The organism is Saliterribacillus persicus, from assembly GCF_003337485.1.
Lineage (GTDB): Bacteria > Bacillota > Bacilli > Bacillales > Amphibacillaceae > Saliterribacillus > Saliterribacillus persicus.
Genome location: NZ_QPJJ01000006.1, coordinates 170,150 through 194,723 on the forward strand (window position 1 = coordinate 170,150; position 24,574 = coordinate 194,723).

Consider the following 24,574-nt stretch of genomic DNA (forward strand, 5'->3'; position numbering starts at 1 on the left):
TTTACTTGATATTTTATTCTGCATCCTCTGATTTAAACATGTTCCCATTTCCATAAGCAGATTCCTTTTCAGGTAAGACTAAATTTAGAGCAACCCCAATTATCGCGGCCAAAGCCATACCTGCAACCGTGACATTTACATCACCGATTTGAATATTTACAATAGCTCCTCCAATTCCAATTACCAGAATGACAGAAGATATAATTAAATTACGTTTTACACCTAAATCTATTTGATTATCAACCAGCATCCGAAGTCCACTAGATGCAATGATACCAAAGAGTAAGATCGATACGCCGCCCATCACAGCAGTAGGGATCGAAGCAATTAACTCAGTAATGATCCCGATAAACCCAAACAGGATAGCTAGTACAGCAGCGCCTCCTATAACGAATACACTAAAGACTCTTGTGATTGCTAAAACACCAATATTTTCTCCATAAGTTGTATTAGGTGGTCCACCTAAACAAGATGCGATAATCGTTGCTACACCATCTCCAAGAATGGATCGATGTAAGCCTGGTTTCTTCAAGAAATTTCGTTCTGCGATTTTAGAAAGAACCATTTGATCTCCGATATGTTCTGCTATCGTTACTGCTGCAACAGGTACCATAATCAAGGCTATTTCCCAGCTAATAACATCCACTGGATTATAATCTACAAATGGAACAACAAATTCCGGAACCAATATCACAGCTTGAAAAAATTCTCCGATTGAACTAGCATCAGTGATTTTAGACCAAGCAGCTGATAATCCGCTGGTATCCACAACATTAACCATAAAGGCATAAAGATAACCGCCAACAATTCCGATAAGGATGGGTATGAGTCCGAAAAAACCTTTGAAAAATAATGAACCTATTATTGTTATTAATAATGTTAATGCCGCTACACTAAAATGCAATCCACTGTATTCACCATCTACGTTCATAGCCATATCAATTGCAGTTGGTGCTAAACCTAAACCAATTACGATAATCACTGGCCCAACTACTACAGGGGGTAAGACTTTAATTAACCAATCTGTTCCAAAAAAACTTATAAGAAGTGCTAATGCGCCATATACTAAACCTGCTAAAAAACTCCCAACCATTGCTCCTGCTACTCCACTTGTGGTCATTGCAGCAACAATTGGTGCAATAAATGCAAAGCTCGATCCCAAATAAGCAGGTATTTGACCTTTCGTAATTAATAAATAGGCAAGTGTACCAGTACCACTCGAAACCAATGCAACCGCAGGTGATAAGTCAGTTAAAAAAGGAACTAGAATCGTTGCTCCGAACATTGCGAACAAATGCTGAATGCTAAATAGTAACCATTTTGATAAGGGTGGAACTTCTCGTATTCCTAAAACCATGTTTTTCTGTGTCATTTTCTTACTCCTCTTTTCTATTCTTTATATAAAAAAACCTCTTTGCAGGTATGCAAAGAGGTTTACGTGTAGCCATTCTCACGCTTCCAATTTAACAAACCTTGCAAGTATCTCTGTACTTTCTTAAAGGTCTATCCTATTTTTCATATATACTAACCATGTCACTTTGATCTATCTCATCTAATGCTACTGTTATTACTTCACTTTGAGCGGTAGGAATATTTTTTCCGATGTAATCTGCTCTAATTGGTAATTCTCTATGTCCACGATCAACTAGCACTGCTAACTGGATTTGCGAAGGTCTACCTTGATCCATTATAGCATCCATGGCAGCACGAACCGTTCTACCAGTATAAAGTACATCATCTACTAAAATAACTTTCTTTCCTGTTATTCGATCGTTTATTTTTGCATCAGCAAGAGTTGGCTCTGAATTTTCTGCAGCATGACTCAAATCATCTCGATATAATGTGATATCTAATTCTCCCAAGGAAACTTCAATGCCTTCGATTTCTTTTATTCTTTCTTGCAACCGTTTAGCTAATGGAAGGCCTCTTGTTTTTATTCCAATCAACATCAGGTCATCCACACCTTTATTTCTTTCAAGAATTTCATGTGCTATTCTCGTTAATGCACGTCTAATCGCTGCGTTATCAAGTACTATCGCTTTTTGATTCACATTCTTACCTCCCTCTTAAAAGCCCAAAGTGCATAAAAAAACCCTTATTCCAGAGAGGAATAAGGGTTTTTGGACATACGTATCCGTTCCGTATCCAATACCTTCTCAGCCTCACGGGACTGTTTTAAAGGACTTATTTATTTGTTTTATTATTTCAAATATATGACCTTATGTCAATAACTTTTCTTAAGATTGTCTAAAACTGTTTGAAAAGCAGATGGTAAAGGTGCTTCGAATTCCATCCATTCATTTGTGCTTGGATGCTTAAATCCAAGTAAATAGGCATGCAAAGCTTGTCCTTCTACGTCAATGGTTTTTCTCGGCCCATATTTTGGATCGCCTACAAGAGGAAAACCTATATATTTCATATGCACCCTTATTTGATGCGTTCTTCCTGTTTCAAGGACACATTTTACAAGTGTAAATTTGTCATGAATTCTTTCTAATACTTCAAAATGCGTGACAGCCGGCTTACCCTTATCAACTACATCCATAAGTTGACGATTTTTCTCGCTTCTTCCGATTGGAGCATCTATTGTACCAAATTCATGCTGAATTTCTCCATGAACGATTAACTGGTAGGCCCTCTTTACCATTTTGTCTTGTAATTGGGAAGCTAAAGCTTCATGAGCTTTATCATTTTTGGCCACCATTAAAAGTCCACTTGTATCTTTATCAATTCGGTGCACAATACCTGGTCTCGCTACCCCATTTATACCGGATAAATCATTGCAATGAAAAAGTAAGGCGTTTACCAAAGTATCTTCTTGATGTCCAGCTGATGGATGAACCACCATTCCGCTTGGCTTGTTTACTACCAATAAATCCTCATCCTCAAAGACTATTTCTAGCGGGATATCCCTTGCTTCTATCTCAAGAGGCTTAATTTCAGGTTGCTGCCAGCTTATCAAATCATTCTTTTGAACAGTATAGTTAGCTTTAGCAGGCTTTCCATTCACTAAAATAAGGTTAGCCTCAAACCATGTTTTTAACTTAGATCTAGATATATCATTTAAATTAGTCACAAGTAATTTATCAATCCTTAAGCCTACCTCGGACTCCTGTACCGTTAGTTCGTTCTTTTTCATGATGTTATACCTCTTTTCTTCTTACTTTCATCAAGAATCGTTGTAGCAAAAATAAGAATCACACCTGTCACAAGTGCAGAGTCAGCTATATTAAAAATCGGATAGTCATATGTGCCAATATAAATATCAAAGAAATCAACGACTTCTTTTCTAAATAAACGATCAATAAAGTTTCCAATTGCTCCACCTAACACCAAACCTAATCCAACACCTAAAGTTTTGCTATCCTTTGCGTATTTCTGAATGTAATAGATTATAAAAGCTACCACGATTACCGTTATAATATAAAAGAACGTCATTTGCCCAGCAAATATGCCCCATGCTGCACCAGTATTTCGGTGAGACGTGATATAAAAAACATTCTCGATCATTTCTATGCTCTCACCTAAAGCCATTCTTGATACAATAAGTGCTTTACTAATTTGATCAAAAATGATGACGATGATTGCAAGTACATAAACCCACATTAAATTGACCTCCGTCTTTAAACTATTCCACTACTTAAATTTATCATTTTTTATAGTGGCATGCTAGCTTAATTACTATTTTTACACAAAGCTAGACTTCAGAAAAATCAACTACCCAAACTAGGTAGTTGATTCTCATCCGTTTTATTCTACATCTTTATAATGTTTTTCTACTACATCTGCGCAACGTACACAAAGGGAAGGATGTGCCGGATTATCTCCAACATCATGTGAGCTTACCCAACATCTTTCACAAGTATCACCCTGATGTTTTTCAATTGCTACAGAGACATGTTGGTAGGTTTTTGCATCGCTTAATTCTTCCACAACATTCACTTCTGAAACAATTAATAATTGATGTAAGTGTGGAATTTCTTTTAACAAACCAGCAATACTTTCATTATTTGCTTTTAACGTAACGTGTGCTTCTAATGATTTACCAATTACCTTCTCAGCTCTTGCTTCTTCTAATGCTTTTAGGATATCATCTCTTACCTCAATAAAAGCATCCCATTTTTGTTTGATTTTTTCTTGATTTTCGATATCTCTTGCTTTTGGAAAATCACTTAATTGTACACTTTCCTCTTTTACTTCAGGAATATAAGTCCAAACTTCCTCAGTAGTGTGACTGAGAATTGGTGATAATAATTTATTTAAAGATACGATAATTTGATAATAGACAGATTGGATACTTCTTCTTCTCACGTTGTCACTTGCTTCAATGTATAAAATATCCTTCGCAAAATCTAAATAGAAAGAACTTAAATCAATAGAACAGAAGTTATGGATAGTATGATAAACAGTTGAGAAATCATAAGCTTCATAAGCTTTTTCAACTTTTTTAATAACATCTTGTAATTTGATTAACATATATCGATCAACTTCTTGCAGTTCTTCATCTTTAACCATATCTTTTAGTTCAAAATCATGTAAGTTAGCCAATAAGAAACGGAAAGTGTTTCTTATTTTTCGATAACCTTCAGAAGTTTGTTTGATAATTTCATCCGATATTCTTACATCAGCTTGATAATCAACTGATGCTACCCATAATCTAAGGATGTCGGCTCCATATTGCTTCATAATTTTGGAAGGTACAACGACATTACCTACCGACTTACTCATTTTTCTTCCTTTTCCATCTAACACGAAACCATGACTTATAATAGCCTCATATGGTGATTTTCCTGTTACAGCCACAGAGGTGGATAAGGATGAGTTAAACCAGCCGCGGTATTGATCAGAACCTTCTAGATAGATGTCAGCAGGGCGTTTCAAATCTTCTCTTGATTCTAATACACCTTGGTGAGAAGAACCAGAATCAAACCATACATCCATGATATCTGTTTCTTTCGTAAAGGTGCCATCAGGACTATGTTCTGAGGAGAAATTCTCTGGTAATAAATCTTTTGTATCCCATTCAAACCAGATATTTGATCCATGTTTTTTAAATAAGTTTGCTACGTGGGTGATCGTCTCATCTGTAATGATAGGCGTACGATCTTCCCCGTAAAATACCGGGATAGGAACGCCCCATGTACGTTGACGTGAGATACACCAATCTTCTCTATCTCTTACCATATTATAAAGTCTAGTTTCTCCCCACTTCGGTAACCATTCAATGCGATTGACTTCTGCAAGAATATCTTCGCGGAAGTCTTTAATAGATGCGAACCATTGATTGGTTGCTCTAAAGATCGTAGGTTTTTTTGTACGCCAATCATGAGGGTAAGAGTGTGTAATAAACTCAAGCTTTAATAAAGCTTTATTTTCTTCTAACTTCTCTGTTACTTCTTTATTTGCTGCATCATAAAATAATCCTTCAAACCCAGGTGCCTCTTCAGTGAAATAACCTTTTTCATCAACTGGACACAAAACTTCTAAACCATTTTGTTTTCCAACAATAAAGTCATCTTCACCGTGCCCAGGAGCTGTATGAACTAATCCAGTACCACTTTCAATTGTTACATGATCTCCAGTAATAATAAGAGAATCACGATCATAAAATGGATGCTTAGCAATCGTATGATTTAAATCTTTTCCTTTAACCGTTTTTAAGACCTCTGCTTCAGACCATTCGAGCTCTTCTTTCACTTGATTTAACATATCTTTAGCAATAATAAACTTACTACTCGCTTCTTTCACTACGATATAATCAAGATCTGGATGAACAGATATTCCCAGATTTGCAGGCAGTGTCCAGGGGGTTGTGGTCCAAATGATGAATTTTTCATCACCTTCTAATACATTTTTTCCATCCCTCACGTCAAAAGAAACATAGATAGAAGCTGAACGCTTATCCTGATATTCAATTTCAGCTTCAGCTAATGCAGATTCTGATGATGGCGACCAATAGACAGGCTTTAATCCTTTATAAATATATCCTTTTTTAGCCATTTCACCAAACACTTCAATCTGAGCAGCTTCATATTCTTTATCTAGTGTTATATACGGATTTTCCCAATCACCACGAACACCAAGCTGTTTAAACTGTGTACGTTGATTATCTATTTGTTTAAGGGCGTACTCCGCACACTTTTGTCTGAATTCCGCTACCGACATCTTTTTACGATTTACTTTTTTCTTAGCAAGTGCTTGTTCTATCGGCAAACCATGTGTGTCCCAACCAGGTACATAAGGCGCATGAAATCCACTCATGGATTTATAACGTACAATGAAGTCCTTCAATACTTTATTTAATGCGTGACCCATATGAATGTCACCATTTGCATATGGAGGTCCGTCATGTAAGACAAATAAAGGTCTATCCTTTGTTCGCTCTTGTACCTTTTGATAAATTGATTCTTCATCCCATTTTTCTTGTAGCTTAGGTTCTTTGTTTGGTAAATTTCCACGCATAGGAAATTCTGTTTTCGGCATCAATAGTGTGTTCTTATAATCCATTTAGATCCTCCTCATTCTTTTTAGTATTTTGATCAATAATATACAATTTAAATCCTTCACATCTTTGGTCGTACCGTTTACACGCAAAAAAGTTCTTCTCATCCCAAAAAGGGACGAGAAGAACTCGCGGTACCACCCTAATAGACAATTTATCGCACTGTCCACTCTAGCATTCGTAACGAGAATGAATCGTTCAGTCTTACTAAAAGTTCAGACTGCTTACTCCTGGGTGATTTTCCAATTGAGATTCATACTAGGCTCTCACCAACCCTAGCTCGCTAAAAATCCTACAAAATTGTACTATCCCATTCACCGTATTTTATATAATATATCGATAATGACTATTGATGAAATTATATGTAAAAATTATAAAATCGTCAAGGTATTAATATCTAGAGTCTTCACTTATCTGTGCTTCTTCTTCTGGATTTAAGTCTACATCGAACATGTCATCCCAATCATTGTTCTCAACTAAATCCAACTGGGCTTCTACTAACATTTTCAGACGCGTTCTAAATACTTTCGCCTGTTTTTTTAATTCTTCTACTTCAAGAGCAATGGTTCTAGATTTATGAAGTGCTTCATTAATAATGCGATCAGCATTTTTTTCAGCTTCTTTTATGATTAACTTAGATTCCTTGGAAGCATTACCCTTCACTTCTTCTGCTGTTTCTTGAGCAACTAATATCGACTTATTTAATGTAGTTTCAATGTTCGAGAAGTGTCCAAGTCTTTCATTTAATTGTTCTACTTTTTCATGAAGATCTTTCTTTTCGCGTATTACAGCTTCATAATCTTTTATAACTTGATCAAGAAATTCATTCACTTCATCTTCATCATAACCTCGAAATGCTCTAGTAAATTCCTTATTATGAATATCCAACGGTGTTAAAGGCACTTAGGCCACCTCCTAAAGAAGTTTATTCTATTACTATATTTCCTAGTATAATACTTTTTCGACATAAAAAAATGATTTCCTGCAAATTTATTTTAATTTTTCGAAAGTTAATCTGATTTTACCCTTTTTTGTCGTACCTAATACTTCTTTTATTCTAACTCGACCGAAGCCTCTTACAGAAACCATATCTTCTTCCTCTAATAGGAAGGAAGTATTATTAATTGTTTGATAATTCACTTTAACCAAACCTTTGTTGATGTAATCAGCTGCTTTTTGCCTAGATAGAGCATGCATTTCTTTCAGGACCACATCTAATCTTTTGGATGAACATGTTTTATAAAAAGGCTCCCATTCTTGCTCAATTTCTATTTTATTCTGAATAGAAATCGCTTCAAAATTAACTGAAGCCTTTTTTATTCCTGTCACATTCATTTTTAAGTACGGTGTAATATCACTAGAAACTGCTATTTGAATGTGGTTTTCAGATATAACAATATCTCCAATTTTCTTCCTTTCAATACCAGAGCCTAAAAAAGCACCTAATACATCAGGGTGTTCCACATTTACAAATTTTGAAGGATAATTCGCTTGCAATAACTCAAGCTCAAATACTTCTTCTGTGATAGGTTCATAAGTTGGAGCTAATATCGCTTTTTTTCTTTCAGCATTCTCCCACCCACCATAAAACAAGAGCTTTAAATTCTCATCATTACCAATAATGGTTTGAAAAATTCTTTGTTCTCTTGGATTAATAAAATCTGTTACTTTGGGTGTAAACCGTTCACTGACAAGCTCTTTCCATGAAAGGACTTGCTCAATAAATGGGTATTCTTCTCTTCGAAAATGTTGATACAAATCCATATAATCACCTTTATTGATATTTCTTAAAAATATTTATATATCCATAGGTTAATAAGATATTATATTGAATAGAAAAACTTGGCATACGCCAAGTTACTCTATTTCTTATATAAGCATTGTGAAAAGGTAACCTAAACCTCTTATCGCAAATTGCAGTACAAAAATAGCTACAATCGGAGATATATCGATCATGCCGCCAATAGGAGGGATAATCTTTCTAAATGGCTCTAGATAAGGTTCTACTATTTTAGCTAAAAATTGGCCAATCGAGGATTCTCTTGCACCAGGAAACCACGACATTAAAATATAGATGATGATCGCATAAGAATAGATCGTCATCGCTGTACTTAATATTTCATAGAGCATGTACATTGCATCTGTTACCACCTTTGTTCTGGATCTATATCTTCCATTATTTCTGTAATACTACCTGACACTTCTATGTGTTCAGGTGTACATAAAAAAGTTTGTGAACCTAACTTTTTAATTTGACCTGACAAAGCAAATACTGTTCCACTCATAAAATCAATGATTTGACGTGCTTGCATGGTATCAACACGTTGCATATTTATAACCACGGATTTACGGTGAATAATGTGCTCTGCAATCTCTTCTACTTCATCATACGATCTTGGTTCACATAAAACCACTTTTGAGCTCGCTTGAATTGACTTTAAGCTTACAACATTATTTTTTTCATTACCGTCTTGATAACTATCTTCTGTTACATACTCTTCATTCTCTTCGACTAATTCGTATTCATCCTCAAAGTTAAAAAAATTGCGGAATTTATTCTTGAATCCCAACCAACTCACCTCTATTCCTTAGCACCTACTAAACTTGTCCCAATCCTTATATGTGTTGCACCTTCTTCAATAGCAATCGAATAATCATTACTCATTCCCATTGATAGAAATTCACAAGGAGCGTGACTTAAATTTTTTTCTTTTATCGAATCTCGCAGCTCACGTAATCGGCTAAAAATCGAACGTAAGGATTCTTCGTCCTCATCATGAGGAGCCATTGTCATGAGGCCAATAATCTTAACATTTGGATATGATTCCATTTTTTGAATGAAATCCTCTACTTCATCTACTTGCAAGCCGTGTTTAGAGCTTTCGCCACTTACATTCACTTGAACGAAAGAAGGAACCACTTTGTTTGTTCTTTTATTAATTTCTTTTGCTAATGAGGTTCGATCTAAAGAATGTAAGAAATCAATATCTTGAATCACTTCTTTAACTTTACGAGATTGCAGTGTTCCTATAAAATGCCAGTTCACGTCCAAGTCAATGGAATGTCTTTTCTCAAGGAAACCTTCCATTCGATTTTCCCCGATATTGCCTATACCAGCATTTATAACCTCTTTTGCTTTTTCTATTGTAACATATTTCGTCACACCAATGATGGTTATTTCATTTGGGTCTCTATTAACACGCTCACAGGCTTCTTCGATCTCTTGGGTTATATTGTGTAAATTTTGTTCTACTGTCACTGTAAGCTATTCTCCTTTCATATGATATTACGTCATTTATCGAATCCAAATCCGATATACGCTACCATTCTTCCGGTTCTTTTATCTCTTCGGTGAGAGAAAAATAAATCATGATGACTTGTACAATAATCCGTACTTATAATGTTTTCTTTTTTCACACCCGCACTTACTAATATATCAAAGTTTAACCTTTTTAAATCTAATTTATATTCGGAATTAGTTTTTTGATATGTATGATTAAATTGCTTAGGGACTTGTGAAATTACTTTTTCATCAACTTTATAGCAATCTCCGCAGATACAAGGTCCAATTGCCATCTGTACGGTTTTAGGGTCAACACCTGCTTTCGCCATGCTTTGTATCATTTCTTTAGATATACTTCCAACTGTTCCTCGCCAACCGGCATGAGCAATACCAACTACCGGAATGTCAGGCTGATAAAAATACACTGGAACACAATCAGCAAATTGCAAGGTGCATAATACTCTAGGCTCTTTAGTCCAAATACCATCAATGTCTTGTAATTCCTCAGAATGAAAAGGTTTTTGTAAATCTTTTTTGGTTATTTCCTTTATAAAATTACTATGAATTTGATTTATAAAAAACATAGAATTAATAGGTACGTTTAATTTATTGGACAGATGAGCTCTATTTCTTACTACATCCTCTTTTACATCACCAACATGAAAGCCTAGATTCATGGATGAATAATCACCCTTGCTAAACCCATCTTCTTTTGTTGTAAAACCCGCTAATAGTGAAACATTACTTTCTTTTATCCATTTACTTATCTTTAACAATTGGTCAGATTCAGAATATTTAAATGGTTCCATTTGAATCCCCCTTATATCCCTACATTTTATCATATTTCTTATTTAATTTCTTTTTATAAATCATAATATAAAAATGTCTAATGTTGGTTGTATCTAATCAATATCACATCTTTTCCAATTGTAACGATGGAAGACCATGGTATCATCACTTCATTTTCATCTTTAAAGGTTAAGCGCGTCTTTTTTTTAGGAATAAGAATTAAATCAGTGATAATACCATTACTTACATCAATCTCTAAGTCAATAAGTGAACCTAGTCTTGTTCCATTCTCAATTGAAATTAACTCTTTGGCCTGTAATTCTGATAAAGTTAACATTTAATAATCACCCCTTTAATATTATATGTATTAGGGTAATGTTTAGTTTAGTAAAGAAAATGAAATTACATTATTAGAAAAACTTGACCTATAGTCAAGTCTTTACGGCGAAAGCCTAAAATTTCCTTATATTATACTCCAGTAAATTATAGGCTTTGCTATTGTAAAATAAAAAAATGACCTCTAAGGGTCATTTTTTCAGTTAAGATTCAAACATGTCCTTATTCATTTCTTTTAGTGCAGCTTTTTCCAATCGAGAAACTTGTGCCTGGGATATCCCTATCTCTTCTGCTACTTCCATTTGAGTTTTCCCTTGGAAAAAGCGTTTATTTAAAATAACTTTTTCTCGTTTATTCAACCTGTGCATACCTTCTTTAATTGATAAATAATTTAACCAATTAGTGTCTTTTACACTTTCATCCTGTAATTGATCCATGACGAATATTGGATCTCCTCCATCATTATAAATCGGTTCAAATAAAGATACAGGGTCTTGAATAGCATCTAATGCAAAAATAACTTCTGCTACAGGCAAATCTAATTCTTTAGCTATTTCCATTGCAGTTGGTTCTTTTGATGCTTTGCTTATTAATCTCTCTCTTGCTTGTAGTGCCTTATAAGCCGTATCTCTTAAAGACCTTGATACTCTTATTGGATTATTATCCCTTAAATATCGACGGATTTCTCCTATAATCATAGGAACCGCGTAAGTTGAAAATTTTACATTTTGTCCTAAATCAAAGTTATCAATGGACTTCATCAAACCGATGCAACCCACTTGGAATAAGTCATCGCCATATTCACCACGATTATTAAAACGTTGAATGACACTAAGTACTAATCTTAAATTTCCATTAATTAATTCATCACGAGCTTCTGTGTCACCTTCTTGCATTTGTCGAAATAATACTCTCATCTTGTCATTTTTTAAAACGGGCAGTTTGGACGTATCAACCCCACAAATTTCTACTTTATGTCTTGTCATAAAATACCCTCCCAATTAGGAAACCTTCATAGGGAAAGTATCACCAATTGGGTTGGAAATTATGCAAAGCATTTTTGGAAGATATTTTGATTCACAATTACGTCTTATACCATTTTATTAAATTCTTTTTGTAATCTTTTTATGATTTTTTTCTCTAACCTAGATATATATGATTGTGAAATTCCCAGTAAATCAGCTACATCTTTCTGAGTTTTTTCCTCATTGTTGACAAGCCCGAATCGCAGCTCCATAATTTGCTTTTCACGACCTTTTAATTGTTCTAAAGCATCTTTTAATAGTGCTTTATCAACATTAATTTCTAAGTCTTTTATAGTAATATCTTCGTCGGTACCTAATACATCTGAGAGTAATAATTCATTTCCATCCCAGTCGATATTTAGTGGTTCATCAAATGAAATTTCTGTTTTTGTCTTATTATTTTTTCTCAAATACATTAAAATTTCATTTTCAATGCACCTAGAAGCATAGGTTGCAAGTTTAATTTTTTTCTCTGGATTAAATGTATTAATAGCTTTAATTAAACCAATTGTTCCTATACTAATAAGGTCTTCTATATTTATACCAGTATTTTCGAATTTGCGTGCAATATATACTACTAATCGTAAATTTCTTTCAATAAGCATCGCCCTCGCTGCCTTATCTCCATTTGGCAACTGATTAATTAACTGAAATTCTTCTTCTTTAGATAATGGCGGTGGTAAAGCTTCACTTCCACCTATGTAATAAATAGGATTCTTTTTAACTTTTAATTTTATCAACAATTTCATCCATAATAATCTTAATTTCATTTTTAAATTAGTCATGATATATCCTCCGATCTTGTTTGAGTGCTACTATTGGATTCAATTAATTTAGGGTGTAGCAAACAATGATAATTTTGATCATTATGGAATTGATCAAATTCCATACCTACTAAAGTTTTTTTAATAATAATGGGATTATCCTCCACAAATATACTAAGTCTATCTATCTTAAAAACAAACATAAATTTACTTGAACCTCCTACGACTTGGTATGGTACTATTCGAAGAAAAGGAAAGGCATATAGCGCGTCTATGGAATCACTACCATTTATGTCCAAACTTTTAATTTTGTCCATGTCATTTAACGAAAACCATTGATTTAAAATCATTGGATCACATATAATAACAGGTTGATTTGTAATTGGATCATGCATATGATTTCCACTGTCCACGTACCCAATGCTATCGATTACCTTTTCGTTCCATTCCATTTTGACTTTATACGTTTGATCATATTGAAATTTTTCATATTTATGCTCGTCCATGCGTTTTTTTGTAAAAATAAAAACGAAAGGAAAAGAAACCGCTACAAACATCCAATTAATCAATCCTCCATAGTTATTTGCAGGGTGTGTAGGTGAAGCGGATTGATTCATTAAAAAATGAGTCGCTAGTAATCCACCTCCCATTGTGAATGTTGTAAAATATAGAACTGCGATCAATTTCGTAAAAACTTTTAGATTCCTATAACCGAAGGCTAATAATATCATAAAGATTGAAATCAAAACCTTAACCCACAAATGGTCAAGCTCATTTGGATATATCAGATAAAGTGGAACAAAGCTTGATGACATAAAACTTGCAATAAGTAACTTAGACTGTTTGGTAAACTGTCTAGTTAAGGATTGTGTTAACGTTAGAATCATATAATCTATAATGAAATTTAAAAGCCATATTAATTCAAGATATATAATCACCTACACTTTTTCCCTCCATGCCTGTACCTTACCAAGTAGCTTGAGTATAATGCCTATCCATTAAAAAGTCTGTCATTATATGGTAAAAATTAACTCTTTTTTTCGCATAATTTTACTATATTTGTCTTCTATGAAAAATCATGATTAGTACTGTTGCAAACAAATCACAAACACTATGTTTGTTTATATTTTTTATGAGAATATTCGAAGAGGTGAGGTTAAGACTTTCACGACTGTATTTTAACTTTAGAGAAAAAAATTGCATTGAGCGAGGGAATCGATATTTAATTTTCGCGAGGTGTTATCTTTTCATTTTCCTTATTATTATTACTTAGCTTGTAAGGCATCTTTATAATTTCCTGTAAAAAACAAAAAACAAGCATGATTTCCATGCTTGTTTTTGAATATTATATACTTTGTTTATCTTCTTCGATTGCGATTTCTTAAAAAAGTAGGGATATCTAATGTATCCTCTTCTTGCGCCACTCTTGAGCTAGGATTTGTGTTTGGTTTCGGTTTAGCTTCACGAGTTTGTTCTTCAGGTCTTTCAGATTTAGGTTTTTGATTCATAATAGATTTTTGCTTATTTGGTGTCATTTTCATTTGAGTTTCGTCAAAACCGGTAGCAATAACTGTTACTACGATTTCATCCTTTAATTCTTCATTAATAACAGAACCAAAAATAACATTTACTTCTTGGTCAGCTGCAGATGTTACAATATCAGCGGCTTCTTGTACTTCATACAAACTTAAGTTTGTACCACCTGTGATATTCATTAAGACACCATGAGCACCATCAATAGAAGTTTCAAGAAGTGGTGATGAGATAGCTTTTTTAGCTGCTTCGGTTGCTCTACTTTCTCCTGTTGCAACCCCAATTCCCATTAATGCAGATCCTTTATCTGACATAATTGTTTTCACGTCAGCAAAGTCGACGTTAATTAAACCAGGTGTCGCAATTAAGTCTGATATACCTTGTACACCTTGTCTTAATACGTTATCTGCTTCTCTAAAAGCTTCAAGCATAGGTGTATTTTTGTCAATAATTTCTAACAATCGATCATTAGGAATTACAATTAACGTATCTACACTACTTTTTAATCCGTCAATTCCTGACACAGCTTGTGTTGCTCTTTTTCTTCCTTCAAAGGTAAATGGTCTAGTTACAACACCAACAGTAAGCGCCCCAATTTCTTTAGCGACCTGTGCAATAACTGGTGCGGCACCTGTTCCTGTTCCACCACCCATTCCGGCAGTTACAAAAACCATATCAGCACCTTTAAGCAATTCTTCAATCTGTTCTTTACTTTCCTCAGCTGCTTTTCGTCCAACTTCAGGATTAGCACCTGCTCCTAGCCCACGTGTTAACTTGGTTCCTATTTGCATTTTCACTTCTGCTTTAGATAAATTTAAGGCTTGAGCATCAGTATTAACCGCAATAAATTCTACACCTTGAACTCCGTGTTCAATCATTCGGTTTACGGCATTGCTACCTCCGCCACCAACGCCTATTACTTTAATTGTTGCTAGTTGATCCATATTTGTATCAAAATCTAACATGAGCTTTCCTCCTATTTTGCTAGTTTACAAGGTCGTGTTTGTTAATCTTGTCTCGATCAAAGCTTTTTAATCAAAAAAGTATTTGAAAAGATTAGCTAACTTCGGATCCTTCTTTTTCTTTTCTTTAGTTGCAGTTTCTTTAGGTGCTTGCTTTTGAGATTTTTTAGGCTTTGCTTTTACCTGTTCAATGTCATTTACTACTACAGCATCTTCAAATGGTTTCCCTTGTATTTTCGCATTCTTATAAGCGAATTTCAAGGTTCCAACGCTAGCTGTGTATTGAGGCTCTCTTACTCCTATGTAATCCGGAATAGCTACCCGTACATTATGTTGATATAAATCCTGTGCTAAATCTATCGCTCCTGGGGTACTCATACATCCACCAGTTAACACAAAACCACCAGGCAATTCATCATAGCCCATTTTTTGAATTTCTCGAGCACAATATGTGAAAATTTCTTCTAATCTTGCTTCAATAATATCAGCAAGCTCGAGCTGGTTAAATTTCTGCTTTTTATCTGTACCGATAATACTTGCTTCGAAAACTTCATTTTCATTGGCATCATCATAGAAACCATAGCCATGTTTTATTTTAATTTCTTCTGCATCCTCAGAGGAAGTACGAAGACCGATGGATAAATCCTTCGAGATATTATCCCCACCAAGAGGAAGAACTGAGGTTGCAACTAAATGATCATCCTCAAACAATGATACAGTAGTGCTTCCACCACCAATATCTATTAATGCCACTCCTAAATTACGTTCATCCCGCGATAGGGCAATAGAACCAGTAGCTAAAGGTTGTAAGCAAATATCCATTACTTCCAAGCCGGCACGCTCTACACACTTTAGAACATTATGTAACATTGTTTTAGAACAAGTAATAATTGTTCCTTCCATTTCAAGTCTTACCCCGATCATTCCTCGAGGATCTGTAATTTCATCTAAACCATCCACGATAAATTGATTTGGTATTACATCAACGATTTCTCTTTCGGGTGGTATTGAAATCACTTGAGCCGCTTCAATAACTCGGTGTATATCCTCATTACCAATTTCACGGTTTTCACTCGAAACTGCAACTACCCCGTGACAAGGTTGCAGTTGTACATGGCTTCCATTGACACTAACAATTACGCGTTCAATTTTTATATCCACCATTCGTTCCGCTTGTTCAACAGCAGCACTAATAGATTGAACAGTTTGGTCAATATCAACAATAGAACCTTTTTTCATTCCCTTTGACTTGGAAGTACCGACGCCAATAATATTTAATGTATCGTTTAATACTTCACCAATTATGATTTTTATTTTCGATGTACCTATATCAAGGCTGACTAGAATTTCACTGTTGTTCAAAGAGGCACCTCCTAAACTTTTCAATTGTTATTTCAGATTTTATTCATTTTTTACGTTATCTTCTATTATAATAAAACATAGAACTTTTTTCATGAATTTCAATCAAATATCCTAAAAAAATTATAATATATTCATTATTCTACAAAAATCGACTAAATACCTTTATTTTTCTTGTTTTATTTTTCTTTTTTCCCATTTTTCAATATAAATCCGTCGAATCATTGCGATATTATGAAAAAGTCTCACACCAAACGCAAAAATTGCTGCTAAATATAGATCTATACCTAATTGAACACCCAAAAATGCCAAAAATGCTGCTAGGGAAATATTAAAAAAGAAACCTGTTACAAATATCTTTTGATCAAATTTTCTTTCTGCCTGTGCTCTAATTCCTCCAAATAAGGTATCTAATGCGGCGAGTACAGCAATAGATAGATAATTAGCATAGGCATCAGGTACTGTAATATTAGTCATTAGACCTAATAATACACCAAAAATTAAAAACATGGCAGGTAGCCACACTATTCATCACCTACTTCATACTGTGCATTTACATTAATTCCTTGAAGATTTAAAATACCATCATAAGCAGGCAGTTCTATTTGACTACTTTCCTCTGTTGAAATTTTTAAATTTTCTATCGCAAAGTAATCATTTGAATTGCTTACTTCGATATAATCGATTAATCGCTCTGCATTATTTGCTAAAACGTAAATTTCAACAGGTAGACCTGGTAATGGGTGATTGTTTACATATATTCTATCATTAACTAGTCGAATAGGTGTAATATCAATCATCCTCTGACCTTCTATTGCCAAATCAGATGCCCCAAATTGGTTTAACTCATTTATTAAATGATGCAATAAATCTGGAGTTAAAACAGGAGAAGATTGTGGACCCTCTATATCCATAAATAATTGATCTATTTTTATGATCACACCTGGTCCTGATTTTTCTGTCATACCTGCTTTAATTTCTAACTCTTGTATTGATTGATTTAATGCTTTCATTTGTGCTGGTTCAGATTGAGCTTCATACTCGTCAAGTACATTCTTCACTTGTGAAATTTCTTGATAAAGCTGTTGTTGCTGTCTTTGTTCTTGTTGCAATTGAGTTCGAATCTCCCATAAATCTCTCGTGTCACGTTCTTGTGGTGTTTGATTTGATTGAAATTGAATTGCTAGCATAAAACCAGTGCATAAACATACCAAACCGATAAGTAATTTGTTTTTTCTTTGCAAACCTCTCACCTTTTTCAACTTGCTCTTGCATCCATTTCTATTTCAGGCATTTGTTCTACCGTGACTTCAATATTATCATATAAAAGATTATCCACCACACCATTTGTTAAATTTAGACTTACATCAAGAACATCAGGTGCTCCTATTGCACTTATCACAAAAGGTGCTGGATAAACATTACCATCAACAGATATTACAGGTCCAACACATTGAATATAACTATCTGCGTATATTCGTTGTCCGTTTATAGCAATGGCCTTAGCTCCTGCACTATACAATTCATTTATAACAAGATGAATATGACGGTCGTGTACAATATATTGATTAACATTATCTTCTGACGGGATATAATCTGCATCCTTTAAGCTTATTTCAATTCCTTCACCTTCAACAGGTAACTCCCCTGTTAAAATTTGCAGTCTTTTTTTTGTATCAACTAAATCACCAATTTGCTTTTTTTCCTCTCCAATATCTTGTTCAAAATCCTGTACTGTTTGTCGTAAAGTTGTCAACTCATCTTCTAATTGTTTATTTTTATCTTCTATGTCAATTAGTTGTTGCCTATAAAAGTAGTCTTTTTCCCACTCATTTTCAGAAAGTTGTGTAACCTTTGGTTTCGAATTGGTTTGTTGATAACTGAATGCTACCAAGAACCCAACTACAAACAATATAAGGGAAACAATTATATAATTACCCTTCTGTTTCATCTTCTATCACCTCATCTGTCATCTCTCTTTCATATGGCGTGAAGACGGCTCCTCCATCATTTATTTTAATCCTTCCTGGTTCTTCTTCGTCTAATTGACTAGCAATGGAAGGATAACTAGAAAGCGAATTAGCAAAATTCCTTATAGAAGCTTCCACTTCAAATCCATCATTCATATATAAAATTATTTTATATTTGTTGCTATCTGATGGTATCCAAGTCACTTGTGATATAAGTACTTTTACATGATTCGATAACTTTCCTAATTCCTCTGCAAATTGAATAAGAAGCTTTTCATCCGTAAAATTAGTTAATAATGGAGCATCTGCTTTTAGATTACTCATGGAAACGGAAGCCATCCTTTTTCCATTTTCTAGAATAGGTACGTACTGCTTATCTTTTTTAATATATCCAACATGTTTATGTTCACTTATTATAATTTTTAAACTAGTAGGAAATTTCCTGGAAATTTCAACTTCTTTAATTTGCTCATGATTTTGCACTTTTTTTTCAATTTCTGATAAATTAACTCCCCAGAAATTGTCGGAAGAATCTATGGTACTTTGTTTAATTATCTCTTCATCAGAAAGATGCTCATTCTCCTCAACTATAACCTCTTTTACCTGACTTAATGGCGATTGAAGATAAACAATAATTCCAATTAAAATAAAAAAAACAGTTAAATAAAATACTAATCTGCGATTTGCTTTTTTTCTTCTTTCATTTTTAAGCTGGGGAATTCTATCTTCAATGGAAACTACTTTTTTCTTTGCCATATTTCAAATCTTCCTTTGTTATGAATTAAAGAAAACAACCTCACTAACAATCATTAATTGTGTGGATATTGATCAAGTATTTTTGTGTGTCATTCTACTTCCTCGTAAACTTTTAATTTTCTTTTCAATTAAAAACCTATTATTAAATTATAGCATACTCAACCTCATATAATATGGGATCTATGTATAAATTATCAGATTATCGTTCGATACCTACTTATATTAAGTAATATACCAATAGACGTTAATAATAGCGTTAAGGAAGAGCCTCCATAACTAATAAAAGGTAAAGTAATCCCCGTTACTGGTATTAACCCAATGACAACACTAATGTTTATAGAAACTTGAATCATTAACATAGCAACTATTCCAGTAGCAACTAAAGCTGAAAAGGAATCTGGTGCATGTATTGCAATCACAATTCCTCTCCACATTAGGGATATAAATAATAATAGTAAACCTACCCCACCAATAAAGCCTAACTCTTCCGCTATAATAGCAAAAATAAAATCATTATGTGGTTCAGGTAAATAAAAGTATTTTTGAATACTATTTCCAAAGCCTAAACCAAATAAGCCACCAGGGCCAATTGCATATAATGACTGGATGATTTGGAAGCCATTTCCCAAAGGGTCCTCCCATGGGTTTAAAAAAGACGTAATCCGATTAATACGATAAGGGGCGGAAAGAATTAAATATAAAAATCCAACAATTCCAATTCCCCCCATCCATAAAAAATGAGTGATCTTTGCACCATTTACGAATACTAATAAAAAACCAGTTAGTAAAAGTACTACTCCAGTACCTAAGTCCGGCTGAAGTAATATTGTGCCAAAAACTATGGCAATTAACGTAACAGGTGGCAAAAAACCTTTCTTGAAGGATTGAATCCATTTTCTGTTTTTTGATAAATAGCTGCTTAAGAAAATTATTAACCCTAGCTTCATAAACTCGGCTGGCTGGATACTAAAAACCCCAACACCAATCCAGCTTCTAGCTCCACCTCTTACCATTCCAACGCCAGGAATCAGTACGAGTAAGAGCAAAAGAAAACAAATTACCAGTAAAAACCGCGCATACTTTTCCCAAATGAAATAGGGTGTGTTACTTACAATAATCATTGCTATAATACCTACAAAAGCAAATAATAGCTGCCTTTTAAAGAAAAAAAATGGATCATCAAACTTATAATTTGCCCAAATCGAAGAAGCGCTGTATACCATGAGTGTGCCTACTAAAATAATAACAATAATGGTAGAAAGTAAAATAAAATCAACTGGTTTTTTTTTAAAGTTTTGATCCAAAAAGAAAACCCCCATCTCCATGTTGGATTGTAGGGCCTTGATACCAAAATAGAAGCATTAATAGCCCTATTTTAGTTTATGCACTTCTTGGACAAACATGTCACCACGTTCTTCAAATGTGCGGTATTGGTCCCAGCTTGCACAAGCGGGGGACAATAATATAACGTCTCCTGTTGTGGAAGAAGCATTTGCAGCAGCAACTGCCTCTTCCATTGCTTCTACTATTTCTACTTTATCGATACCCGCTCTCTTTGCAATAGTAGCTAGTTTAGGAGCTGTTTCTCCGAAAAGAACCATTGCTTTTACATTTGTTAGATGAGGCACTAAAGCATCAAACTCATTTCCTCTATCTAATCCACCAGCTAGCAGGATAATGGGTTTATCAAATGCATCTAACGCTTTTGAAGTAGCTAAAATATTTGTAGCCTTTGAATCATTATAAAAGCTTTTTCCAGCAATGTTATCAATAAACTGTAACCGGTGCTCCACACCAGTGAAAGTTTTTAAGATAGATCTAATGGCATTATTTGAAATGTTGTAAAGTTTTGCTGCAGCTACGGCAGCCATAATATTTTCTAAATTATGTTCTCCAACTAATTTAATTTCCTTACGTTTAATAATTTCATCAGATTTAAAATACAGATATTCTTGATCTACCCATACCCCGTCGTCTAGTTTTTTTTCTTTAGAAAATGGAACTTTAATTGAACTAGCCTCTTCTACTGATTGATTTACCAGTGTATTGTCAGCATTATAAACTAAAAAATCATCAATAGTTTGATTTTTAAAGATATTCATTTTAGCTTTTCGGTAATGTTCGATTGTCTTATGGTAATCTAAATGAGCTTCAAATAAATTTAATAGTATTGCTATTTTCGGGCGAAAATCCTCAATACCGAGTAATTGAAAAGACGATAACTCAATTACCATTGCTTCATCCTTTTCCACTTTCTCAGCGACCTCTGAAGCCACCATACCAATGTTACCTGCTAACGATACTTTTTGATTATCTGCTTCAATCATTTTATAAATTAACGTAGTAGTTGTCGTTTTTCCATTAGATCCTGTAATTCCGATGATCGGATTTTTTGTTAAATAGTTTACCAATTCTATTTCTGTAAGCACTGGAATACTATGTTCGATTGCACTTTCTATTAACTGATTCTCATAAGGAATGCCTGGATTTTTTATGACTACATCAATATTATCTAACAATGAAAGTGGATGACTGCCTACTACTACTTCAATATTCTGCGCTTTTAAATCCAAAACAAAAGGATCATCAGCTTTTGCATTTAGGTCATTAACGATAACCTCACAATTGTTTCTATTTAACAATTTTGCAGTTGCCGTACCACTTTTTGCTAATCCTAATACTAGAATGCGCTTATAAGGAAAATTAATAAGTTTATTATTCATGATGACACCTCAATATAAATGGCAAGTAATGCAAATAAAAGCCCTACTATCCAAAAAGTTGTGACTACCTTCCACTCAGACCATCCCTTAAGCTCGTAATGGTGGTGAAGTGGACTCATTTTAAATACCCGTTTACCGGTAGTTTTAAACGATATAACTTGAATCATAACGGAAAGTGTTTCAATTACAAAAACCCCTCCAATTATCACGAGTAAGATCTCTAGCTTTGATAGGATTGCAATTGTAGCAATAGCGCCTCCAAGAGCTAGTGAACCTGTATCCCCCATAAAAACTTTAGCAGGATGCTTATTAAAAACCAAAAACCCTAATAATGCTCCAACAACGGAAATACTAAAGATAAATATACTAGTGTCTAGATCATTTATCCATGCTAGTGCTGCAAATGCAAGAAAAGCCACTGCAGCCGTTCCAGCTAATAAACCATCTAATCCATCGGTTAAATTTACTGCATTGGAAGCACCTACTAGCATGACAATGATTAAGACGGCATAAAACCAGCCCAACTCAATATCAAACGCTGTGCCCGGTATACCAATAGATGTATCAAAATTTTGCATTTTTAATACCACATAAAAAACGATAGCAATTAAAATTTGCCCGATTAATTTTTGCTTGGAAGTTAAACCAAGATTTCTTTTTTTGACTACTTTTATATAATCATCTAAAAATCCTAATAAGCCGTAACCTAATAAAACAAATAATAGCAAGCCAACTTCGTAACTCAAAATAGAAATTTCTGCTTTTATTACCATGATAATCGTTGTAATTACAATACTGAAAATGATCATGAGTCCACCCATAGTTGGCGTTCCAGTCTTTTTCATATGCGATTGTGGACCTTCTTCTCGAATGCTCTGACCAAATTTCAGTCTTTTCAAAAATGGTATGAACACTGGTGAAAGAAGCACTGTTAATAAAAATGCAATACCTAGTGTAAGAATTAATGTAGTCGTGTTCAAAATAATTTCCTCCTAAAAATACGCGATGCTCTTGTTCTATAATAATATTATTATCGGTTATTTATTGCTTCTTCCGCAATTTTTTTATCATCAAAATCTATTACCTCATTACCAATTATTTGATAAGTCTCATGGCCCTTTCCTGCAATAAGAATAATATCATTTTTTTTGGCTATTCTTACAGCTTCTTCAATAGCTTGCTTTCGATCTATAATTACTTGATAATTGTCTGTCGTTAAATTACTAGTCATGTCTCTTAGTATATCTTCAGGTCTTTCACTTCGTGGATTATCAGATGTTAAAAAAGCAATATCCGCGTATGAGACAGCAGTTTGAGCCATTAAAGGACGTTTTGTGCGGTCACGATCTCCACCACAACCAACGACTACATATATCTTTCCTTTTTTAAAGCTATTAACCGTCTCCAATACATTTTTCAATGAATCAGGTGTATGAGCATAATCTACAATCACTCCAAAATTTTGACCAGAAAGAACTGGTTGAAAGCGTCCTTTAATTCCTTCTGAGTGTTCAATAGCTTCGATTATTGTAGGTAAAGAGATGCCTGCATAATAAGCGCTTGTTATAGAAGCTAAGATGTTATAAATACTAAATTTACCCATCAATTTACTTTTTACAGGAAATTCTCCTTCAGGTGTTTTTAGTTTAAATGATACACCTTGTGCATTAATTTGTGTCTCTGTAGCAGAAAAGGTTGCTTTTTTTTCAATGCCATAAGTAACGACAGGTTGAGCTGTAACCATTTTTAATTTGTTATATGTAGGATCATCTCGATTTAATATAGCTATTTTCTTATTTTGTGAATCATATCGATTTCCTAATTGCGAGAATAATAAACTTTTTGCATGTAAATAATCTTCCATTGTCTCATGATAATCCAAATGGTCCTGTGAAAAATTAGAGAAAACAGCTATATCAAAATCACAACCATGTACCCGGCCTATTGCTAAGGCATGAGAGGAGACCTCCATGACCGCAACATCAATTTTTTCATCTACCATTTTTTTAAAGCTTTGTTGAAGAAATAAGGCATCTGGTGTAGTGTTTTTTACTGGATACGCTTGATTGTTTATGCGCATTCCAACCGTACCAATCACACCAGTTTTATACTTAGCATATTGGAAAATGTCGTCTAATAAATGAGAAATAGATGTTTTTCCATTTGTCCCAGTTACACCAATTAATTTCAGCTTTTGTGTTGGATTCATGTAAAAGGTATTACTTAAAAGGCTAAGTGCCCGAATGCTATCTTCTACATAAATGACGGGAATATCGGTAGCTACTTCTTTTTCAGCAACAATCGTAATTGCTCCATTTTGTGCTGCTTGGTCGACATAATCGTGTCCATCAACAGTAAAGCCGTCAATACAGACAAAAAGGTCCCCTTTACTGATTTCTCTTGAATCCATTTGAATACCAGTTACTTCCACAGTTGAAAGATCATCATCAGTTTTATAATTAGGAAGTACACTAATGAGTTCGTGTAATTTTTTCATACCTTGCACGTCCTTTATTTAAAATTAGCATTTATTAATGTGTCACGAATCATTTAAACATCGATATTAGTATAG

25 protein-coding genes and 1 other annotated feature are annotated in these 24,574 nt (G+C 34.0%); all 25 genes read right to left on the reverse strand.

Annotation, left to right across the window (positions count from 1 at the left end; translation table 11 throughout):
• Nucleotides 1–13 precede the first annotated feature (13 nt).
• Nucleotides 14–1,372 carry a solute carrier family 23 protein gene (locus tag DFR57_RS08770; protein ID WP_114352772.1) on the reverse strand — a complete coding sequence of 453 codons (1,359 nt, stop codon included), beginning with the start codon at nucleotides 1,370–1,372 and terminating at the stop codon, nucleotides 14–16.
• A gap of 136 nt (nucleotides 1,373–1,508) precedes the next feature.
• Nucleotides 1,509–2,051: a bifunctional pyr operon transcriptional regulator/uracil phosphoribosyltransferase PyrR gene (gene pyrR, locus DFR57_RS08775; RefSeq protein ID WP_114352773.1), complete on the reverse strand. Its 543-nt coding sequence runs from the start codon at nucleotides 2,049–2,051 to the stop codon at nucleotides 1,509–1,511.
• 173 nt (nucleotides 2,052–2,224) lie between these two features.
• Nucleotides 2,225–3,139, reverse strand: a complete 915-nt coding sequence (locus tag DFR57_RS08780) for an RluA family pseudouridine synthase (RefSeq protein ID WP_114352774.1) — start codon at nucleotides 3,137–3,139, stop codon at nucleotides 2,225–2,227.
• Nucleotides 3,136–3,606, reverse strand: coding sequence for a signal peptidase II (gene lspA / locus DFR57_RS08785; protein WP_114352775.1), 471 nt, complete (start codon nucleotides 3,604–3,606; stop codon nucleotides 3,136–3,138). The genes DFR57_RS08780 and lspA overlap by 4 nt, the downstream gene beginning before the upstream one ends.
• Nucleotides 3,607–3,750: 144 nt before the next feature.
• Nucleotides 3,751–6,507 (reverse strand): isoleucine--tRNA ligase, encoded by a 2,757-nt coding sequence (ileS, locus tag DFR57_RS08790; RefSeq protein WP_114352776.1) that lies wholly within the window; start codon nucleotides 6,505–6,507, stop codon nucleotides 3,751–3,753.
• A gap of 106 nt (nucleotides 6,508–6,613) precedes the next feature.
• Nucleotides 6,614–6,829, reverse strand: a binding site (T-box leader).
• Between the two features lie 63 nt (nucleotides 6,830–6,892).
• Entirely contained in the window at nucleotides 6,893–7,405 is a 513-nt protein-coding gene (locus DFR57_RS08795) for a DivIVA domain-containing protein (RefSeq protein WP_114352777.1), read from the reverse strand.
• Between the two features lie 87 nt (nucleotides 7,406–7,492).
• A complete protein-coding gene (locus DFR57_RS08800; protein WP_114352778.1) occupies nucleotides 7,493–8,266 on the reverse strand; it encodes a YlmH family RNA-binding protein in 774 nt (257 codons plus the stop codon).
• Between the two features lie 105 nt (nucleotides 8,267–8,371).
• On the reverse strand, nucleotides 8,372–8,638 hold the full coding sequence (locus DFR57_RS08805) for a YggT family protein (protein WP_114352779.1): 267 nt from the start codon (nucleotides 8,636–8,638) through the stop codon (nucleotides 8,372–8,374).
• An 8-nt stretch (nucleotides 8,639–8,646) separates the two neighbouring features.
• Complete coding sequence (locus DFR57_RS08810; RefSeq protein ID WP_342768836.1) at nucleotides 8,647–9,081, reverse strand: cell division protein SepF; 435 nt, start codon at nucleotides 9,079–9,081, stop codon at nucleotides 8,647–8,649.
• A gap of 2 nt (nucleotides 9,082–9,083) precedes the next feature.
• On the reverse strand, nucleotides 9,084–9,761 hold the full coding sequence (locus DFR57_RS08815; protein WP_114352781.1) for a YggS family pyridoxal phosphate-dependent enzyme: 678 nt from the start codon (nucleotides 9,759–9,761) through the stop codon (nucleotides 9,084–9,086).
• A 32-nt stretch (nucleotides 9,762–9,793) separates the two neighbouring features.
• Nucleotides 9,794–10,594, reverse strand: a complete 801-nt coding sequence (gene pgeF / locus DFR57_RS08820) for a peptidoglycan editing factor PgeF (protein WP_170132946.1) — start codon at nucleotides 10,592–10,594, stop codon at nucleotides 9,794–9,796.
• Between the two features lie 77 nt (nucleotides 10,595–10,671).
• Nucleotides 10,672–10,911, reverse strand: a complete 240-nt coding sequence (locus tag DFR57_RS08825) for a YlmC/YmxH family sporulation protein (protein ID WP_114352783.1) — start codon at nucleotides 10,909–10,911, stop codon at nucleotides 10,672–10,674.
• A 202-nt stretch (nucleotides 10,912–11,113) separates the two neighbouring features.
• The gene (gene sigG, locus DFR57_RS08830; RefSeq protein ID WP_114352784.1) at nucleotides 11,114–11,896 is read right to left on the reverse strand and encodes an RNA polymerase sporulation sigma factor SigG; all 783 of its coding nucleotides are present in this window, start codon (nucleotides 11,894–11,896) and stop codon (nucleotides 11,114–11,116) included.
• 104 nt (nucleotides 11,897–12,000) lie between these two features.
• Nucleotides 12,001–12,720, reverse strand: coding sequence for an RNA polymerase sporulation sigma factor SigE (gene sigE, locus DFR57_RS08835; RefSeq protein ID WP_114352785.1), 720 nt, complete (start codon nucleotides 12,718–12,720; stop codon nucleotides 12,001–12,003).
• Nucleotides 12,717–13,637: a sigma-E processing peptidase SpoIIGA gene (spoIIGA, locus tag DFR57_RS08840; RefSeq protein ID WP_114352786.1), complete on the reverse strand. Its 921-nt coding sequence runs from the start codon at nucleotides 13,635–13,637 to the stop codon at nucleotides 12,717–12,719. Before spoIIGA ends, sigE begins: the two co-directional genes overlap by 4 nt.
• A gap of 420 nt (nucleotides 13,638–14,057) precedes the next feature.
• Nucleotides 14,058–15,197 (reverse strand): cell division protein FtsZ, encoded by a 1,140-nt coding sequence (gene ftsZ, locus DFR57_RS08845; RefSeq protein WP_114352787.1) that lies wholly within the window; start codon nucleotides 15,195–15,197, stop codon nucleotides 14,058–14,060.
• 66 nt (nucleotides 15,198–15,263) lie between these two features.
• Complete coding sequence (gene ftsA / locus DFR57_RS08850; RefSeq protein ID WP_114352788.1) at nucleotides 15,264–16,556, reverse strand: cell division protein FtsA; 1,293 nt, start codon at nucleotides 16,554–16,556, stop codon at nucleotides 15,264–15,266.
• Between the two features lie 162 nt (nucleotides 16,557–16,718).
• A complete protein-coding gene (locus tag DFR57_RS08855; protein WP_114352789.1) occupies nucleotides 16,719–17,078 on the reverse strand; it encodes a small basic family protein in 360 nt (119 codons plus the stop codon).
• Entirely contained in the window at nucleotides 17,078–17,797 is a 720-nt protein-coding gene (locus DFR57_RS08860; RefSeq protein WP_170132947.1) for a DUF881 domain-containing protein, read from the reverse strand. The genes DFR57_RS08855 and DFR57_RS08860 overlap by 1 nt, the downstream gene beginning before the upstream one ends.
• Before the next feature lie 14 nt (nucleotides 17,798–17,811).
• On the reverse strand, nucleotides 17,812–18,504 hold the full coding sequence (locus DFR57_RS08865) for a DUF881 domain-containing protein (protein WP_114352791.1): 693 nt from the start codon (nucleotides 18,502–18,504) through the stop codon (nucleotides 17,812–17,814).
• A complete protein-coding gene (locus DFR57_RS08870; protein ID WP_114352792.1) occupies nucleotides 18,488–19,279 on the reverse strand; it encodes a cell division protein FtsQ/DivIB in 792 nt (263 codons plus the stop codon). The genes DFR57_RS08865 and DFR57_RS08870 overlap by 17 nt, the downstream gene beginning before the upstream one ends.
• A gap of 194 nt (nucleotides 19,280–19,473) precedes the next feature.
• Nucleotides 19,474–20,583 carry a stage V sporulation protein E gene (gene spoVE, locus DFR57_RS08875; protein WP_245937425.1) on the reverse strand — a complete coding sequence of 370 codons (1,110 nt, stop codon included), beginning with the start codon at nucleotides 20,581–20,583 and terminating at the stop codon, nucleotides 19,474–19,476.
• A gap of 66 nt (nucleotides 20,584–20,649) precedes the next feature.
• The gene (murD, locus tag DFR57_RS08880; protein WP_114352794.1) at nucleotides 20,650–22,002 is read right to left on the reverse strand and encodes a UDP-N-acetylmuramoyl-L-alanine--D-glutamate ligase; all 1,353 of its coding nucleotides are present in this window, start codon (nucleotides 22,000–22,002) and stop codon (nucleotides 20,650–20,652) included.
• Nucleotides 21,999–22,982: a phospho-N-acetylmuramoyl-pentapeptide-transferase gene (mraY, locus tag DFR57_RS08885; RefSeq protein WP_114352795.1), complete on the reverse strand. Its 984-nt coding sequence runs from the start codon at nucleotides 22,980–22,982 to the stop codon at nucleotides 21,999–22,001. The genes murD and mraY overlap by 4 nt, the downstream gene beginning before the upstream one ends.
• 50 nt (nucleotides 22,983–23,032) lie before the next feature.
• The gene (locus DFR57_RS08890; RefSeq protein WP_114352796.1) at nucleotides 23,033–24,499 is read right to left on the reverse strand and encodes a UDP-N-acetylmuramoyl-L-alanyl-D-glutamate--2,6-diaminopimelate ligase; all 1,467 of its coding nucleotides are present in this window, start codon (nucleotides 24,497–24,499) and stop codon (nucleotides 23,033–23,035) included.
• Between the last annotated feature and the right edge of the window lie 75 nt (nucleotides 24,500–24,574).

Coding starts and splice junctions, on each gene's coding strand:
- DFR57_RS08770 (WP_114352772.1), bottom strand. CDS start 1,372: ATGACACAGAAAAACATGGTTTTAGGAATACGAGAAGTTCCACCCTTA.
- DFR57_RS08780 (WP_114352774.1), bottom strand. CDS start 3,139: ATGAAAAAGAACGAACTAACGGTACAGGAGTCCGAGGTAGGCTTAAGG.
- lspA (WP_114352775.1), bottom strand. CDS start 3,606: ATGTGGGTTTATGTACTTGCAATCATCGTCATCATTTTTGATCAAATT.
- ileS (WP_114352776.1), bottom strand. CDS start 6,507: ATGGATTATAAGAACACACTATTGATGCCGAAAACAGAATTTCCTATG.
- DFR57_RS08800 (WP_114352778.1), bottom strand. CDS start 8,266: ATGGATTTGTATCAACATTTTCGAAGAGAAGAATACCCATTTATTGAG.
- DFR57_RS08805 (WP_114352779.1), bottom strand. CDS start 8,638: ATGTACATGCTCTATGAAATATTAAGTACAGCGATGACGATCTATTCT.
- pgeF (WP_170132946.1), bottom strand. CDS start 10,594: ATGGAACCATTTAAATATTCTGAATCTGACCAATTGTTAAAGATAAGT.
- DFR57_RS08825 (WP_114352783.1), bottom strand. CDS start 10,911: ATGTTAACTTTATCAGAATTACAGGCCAAAGAGTTAATTTCAATTGAG.
- sigG (WP_114352784.1), bottom strand. CDS start 11,896: ATGACAAGACATAAAGTAGAAATTTGTGGGGTTGATACGTCCAAACTG.
- sigE (WP_114352785.1), bottom strand. CDS start 12,720: ATGACTAATTTAAAAATGAAATTAAGATTATTATGGATGAAATTGTTG.
- ftsZ (WP_114352787.1), bottom strand. CDS start 15,197: ATGTTAGATTTTGATACAAATATGGATCAACTAGCAACAATTAAAGTA.
- DFR57_RS08865 (WP_114352791.1), bottom strand. CDS start 18,504: ATGAAACAGAAGGGTAATTATATAATTGTTTCCCTTATATTGTTTGTA.
- DFR57_RS08870 (WP_114352792.1), bottom strand. CDS start 19,279: ATGGCAAAGAAAAAAGTAGTTTCCATTGAAGATAGAATTCCCCAGCTT.
- murD (WP_114352794.1), bottom strand. CDS start 22,002: ATGAATAATAAACTTATTAATTTTCCTTATAAGCGCATTCTAGTATTA.
- DFR57_RS08890 (WP_114352796.1), bottom strand. CDS start 24,499: ATGAAAAAATTACACGAACTCATTAGTGTACTTCCTAATTATAAAACT.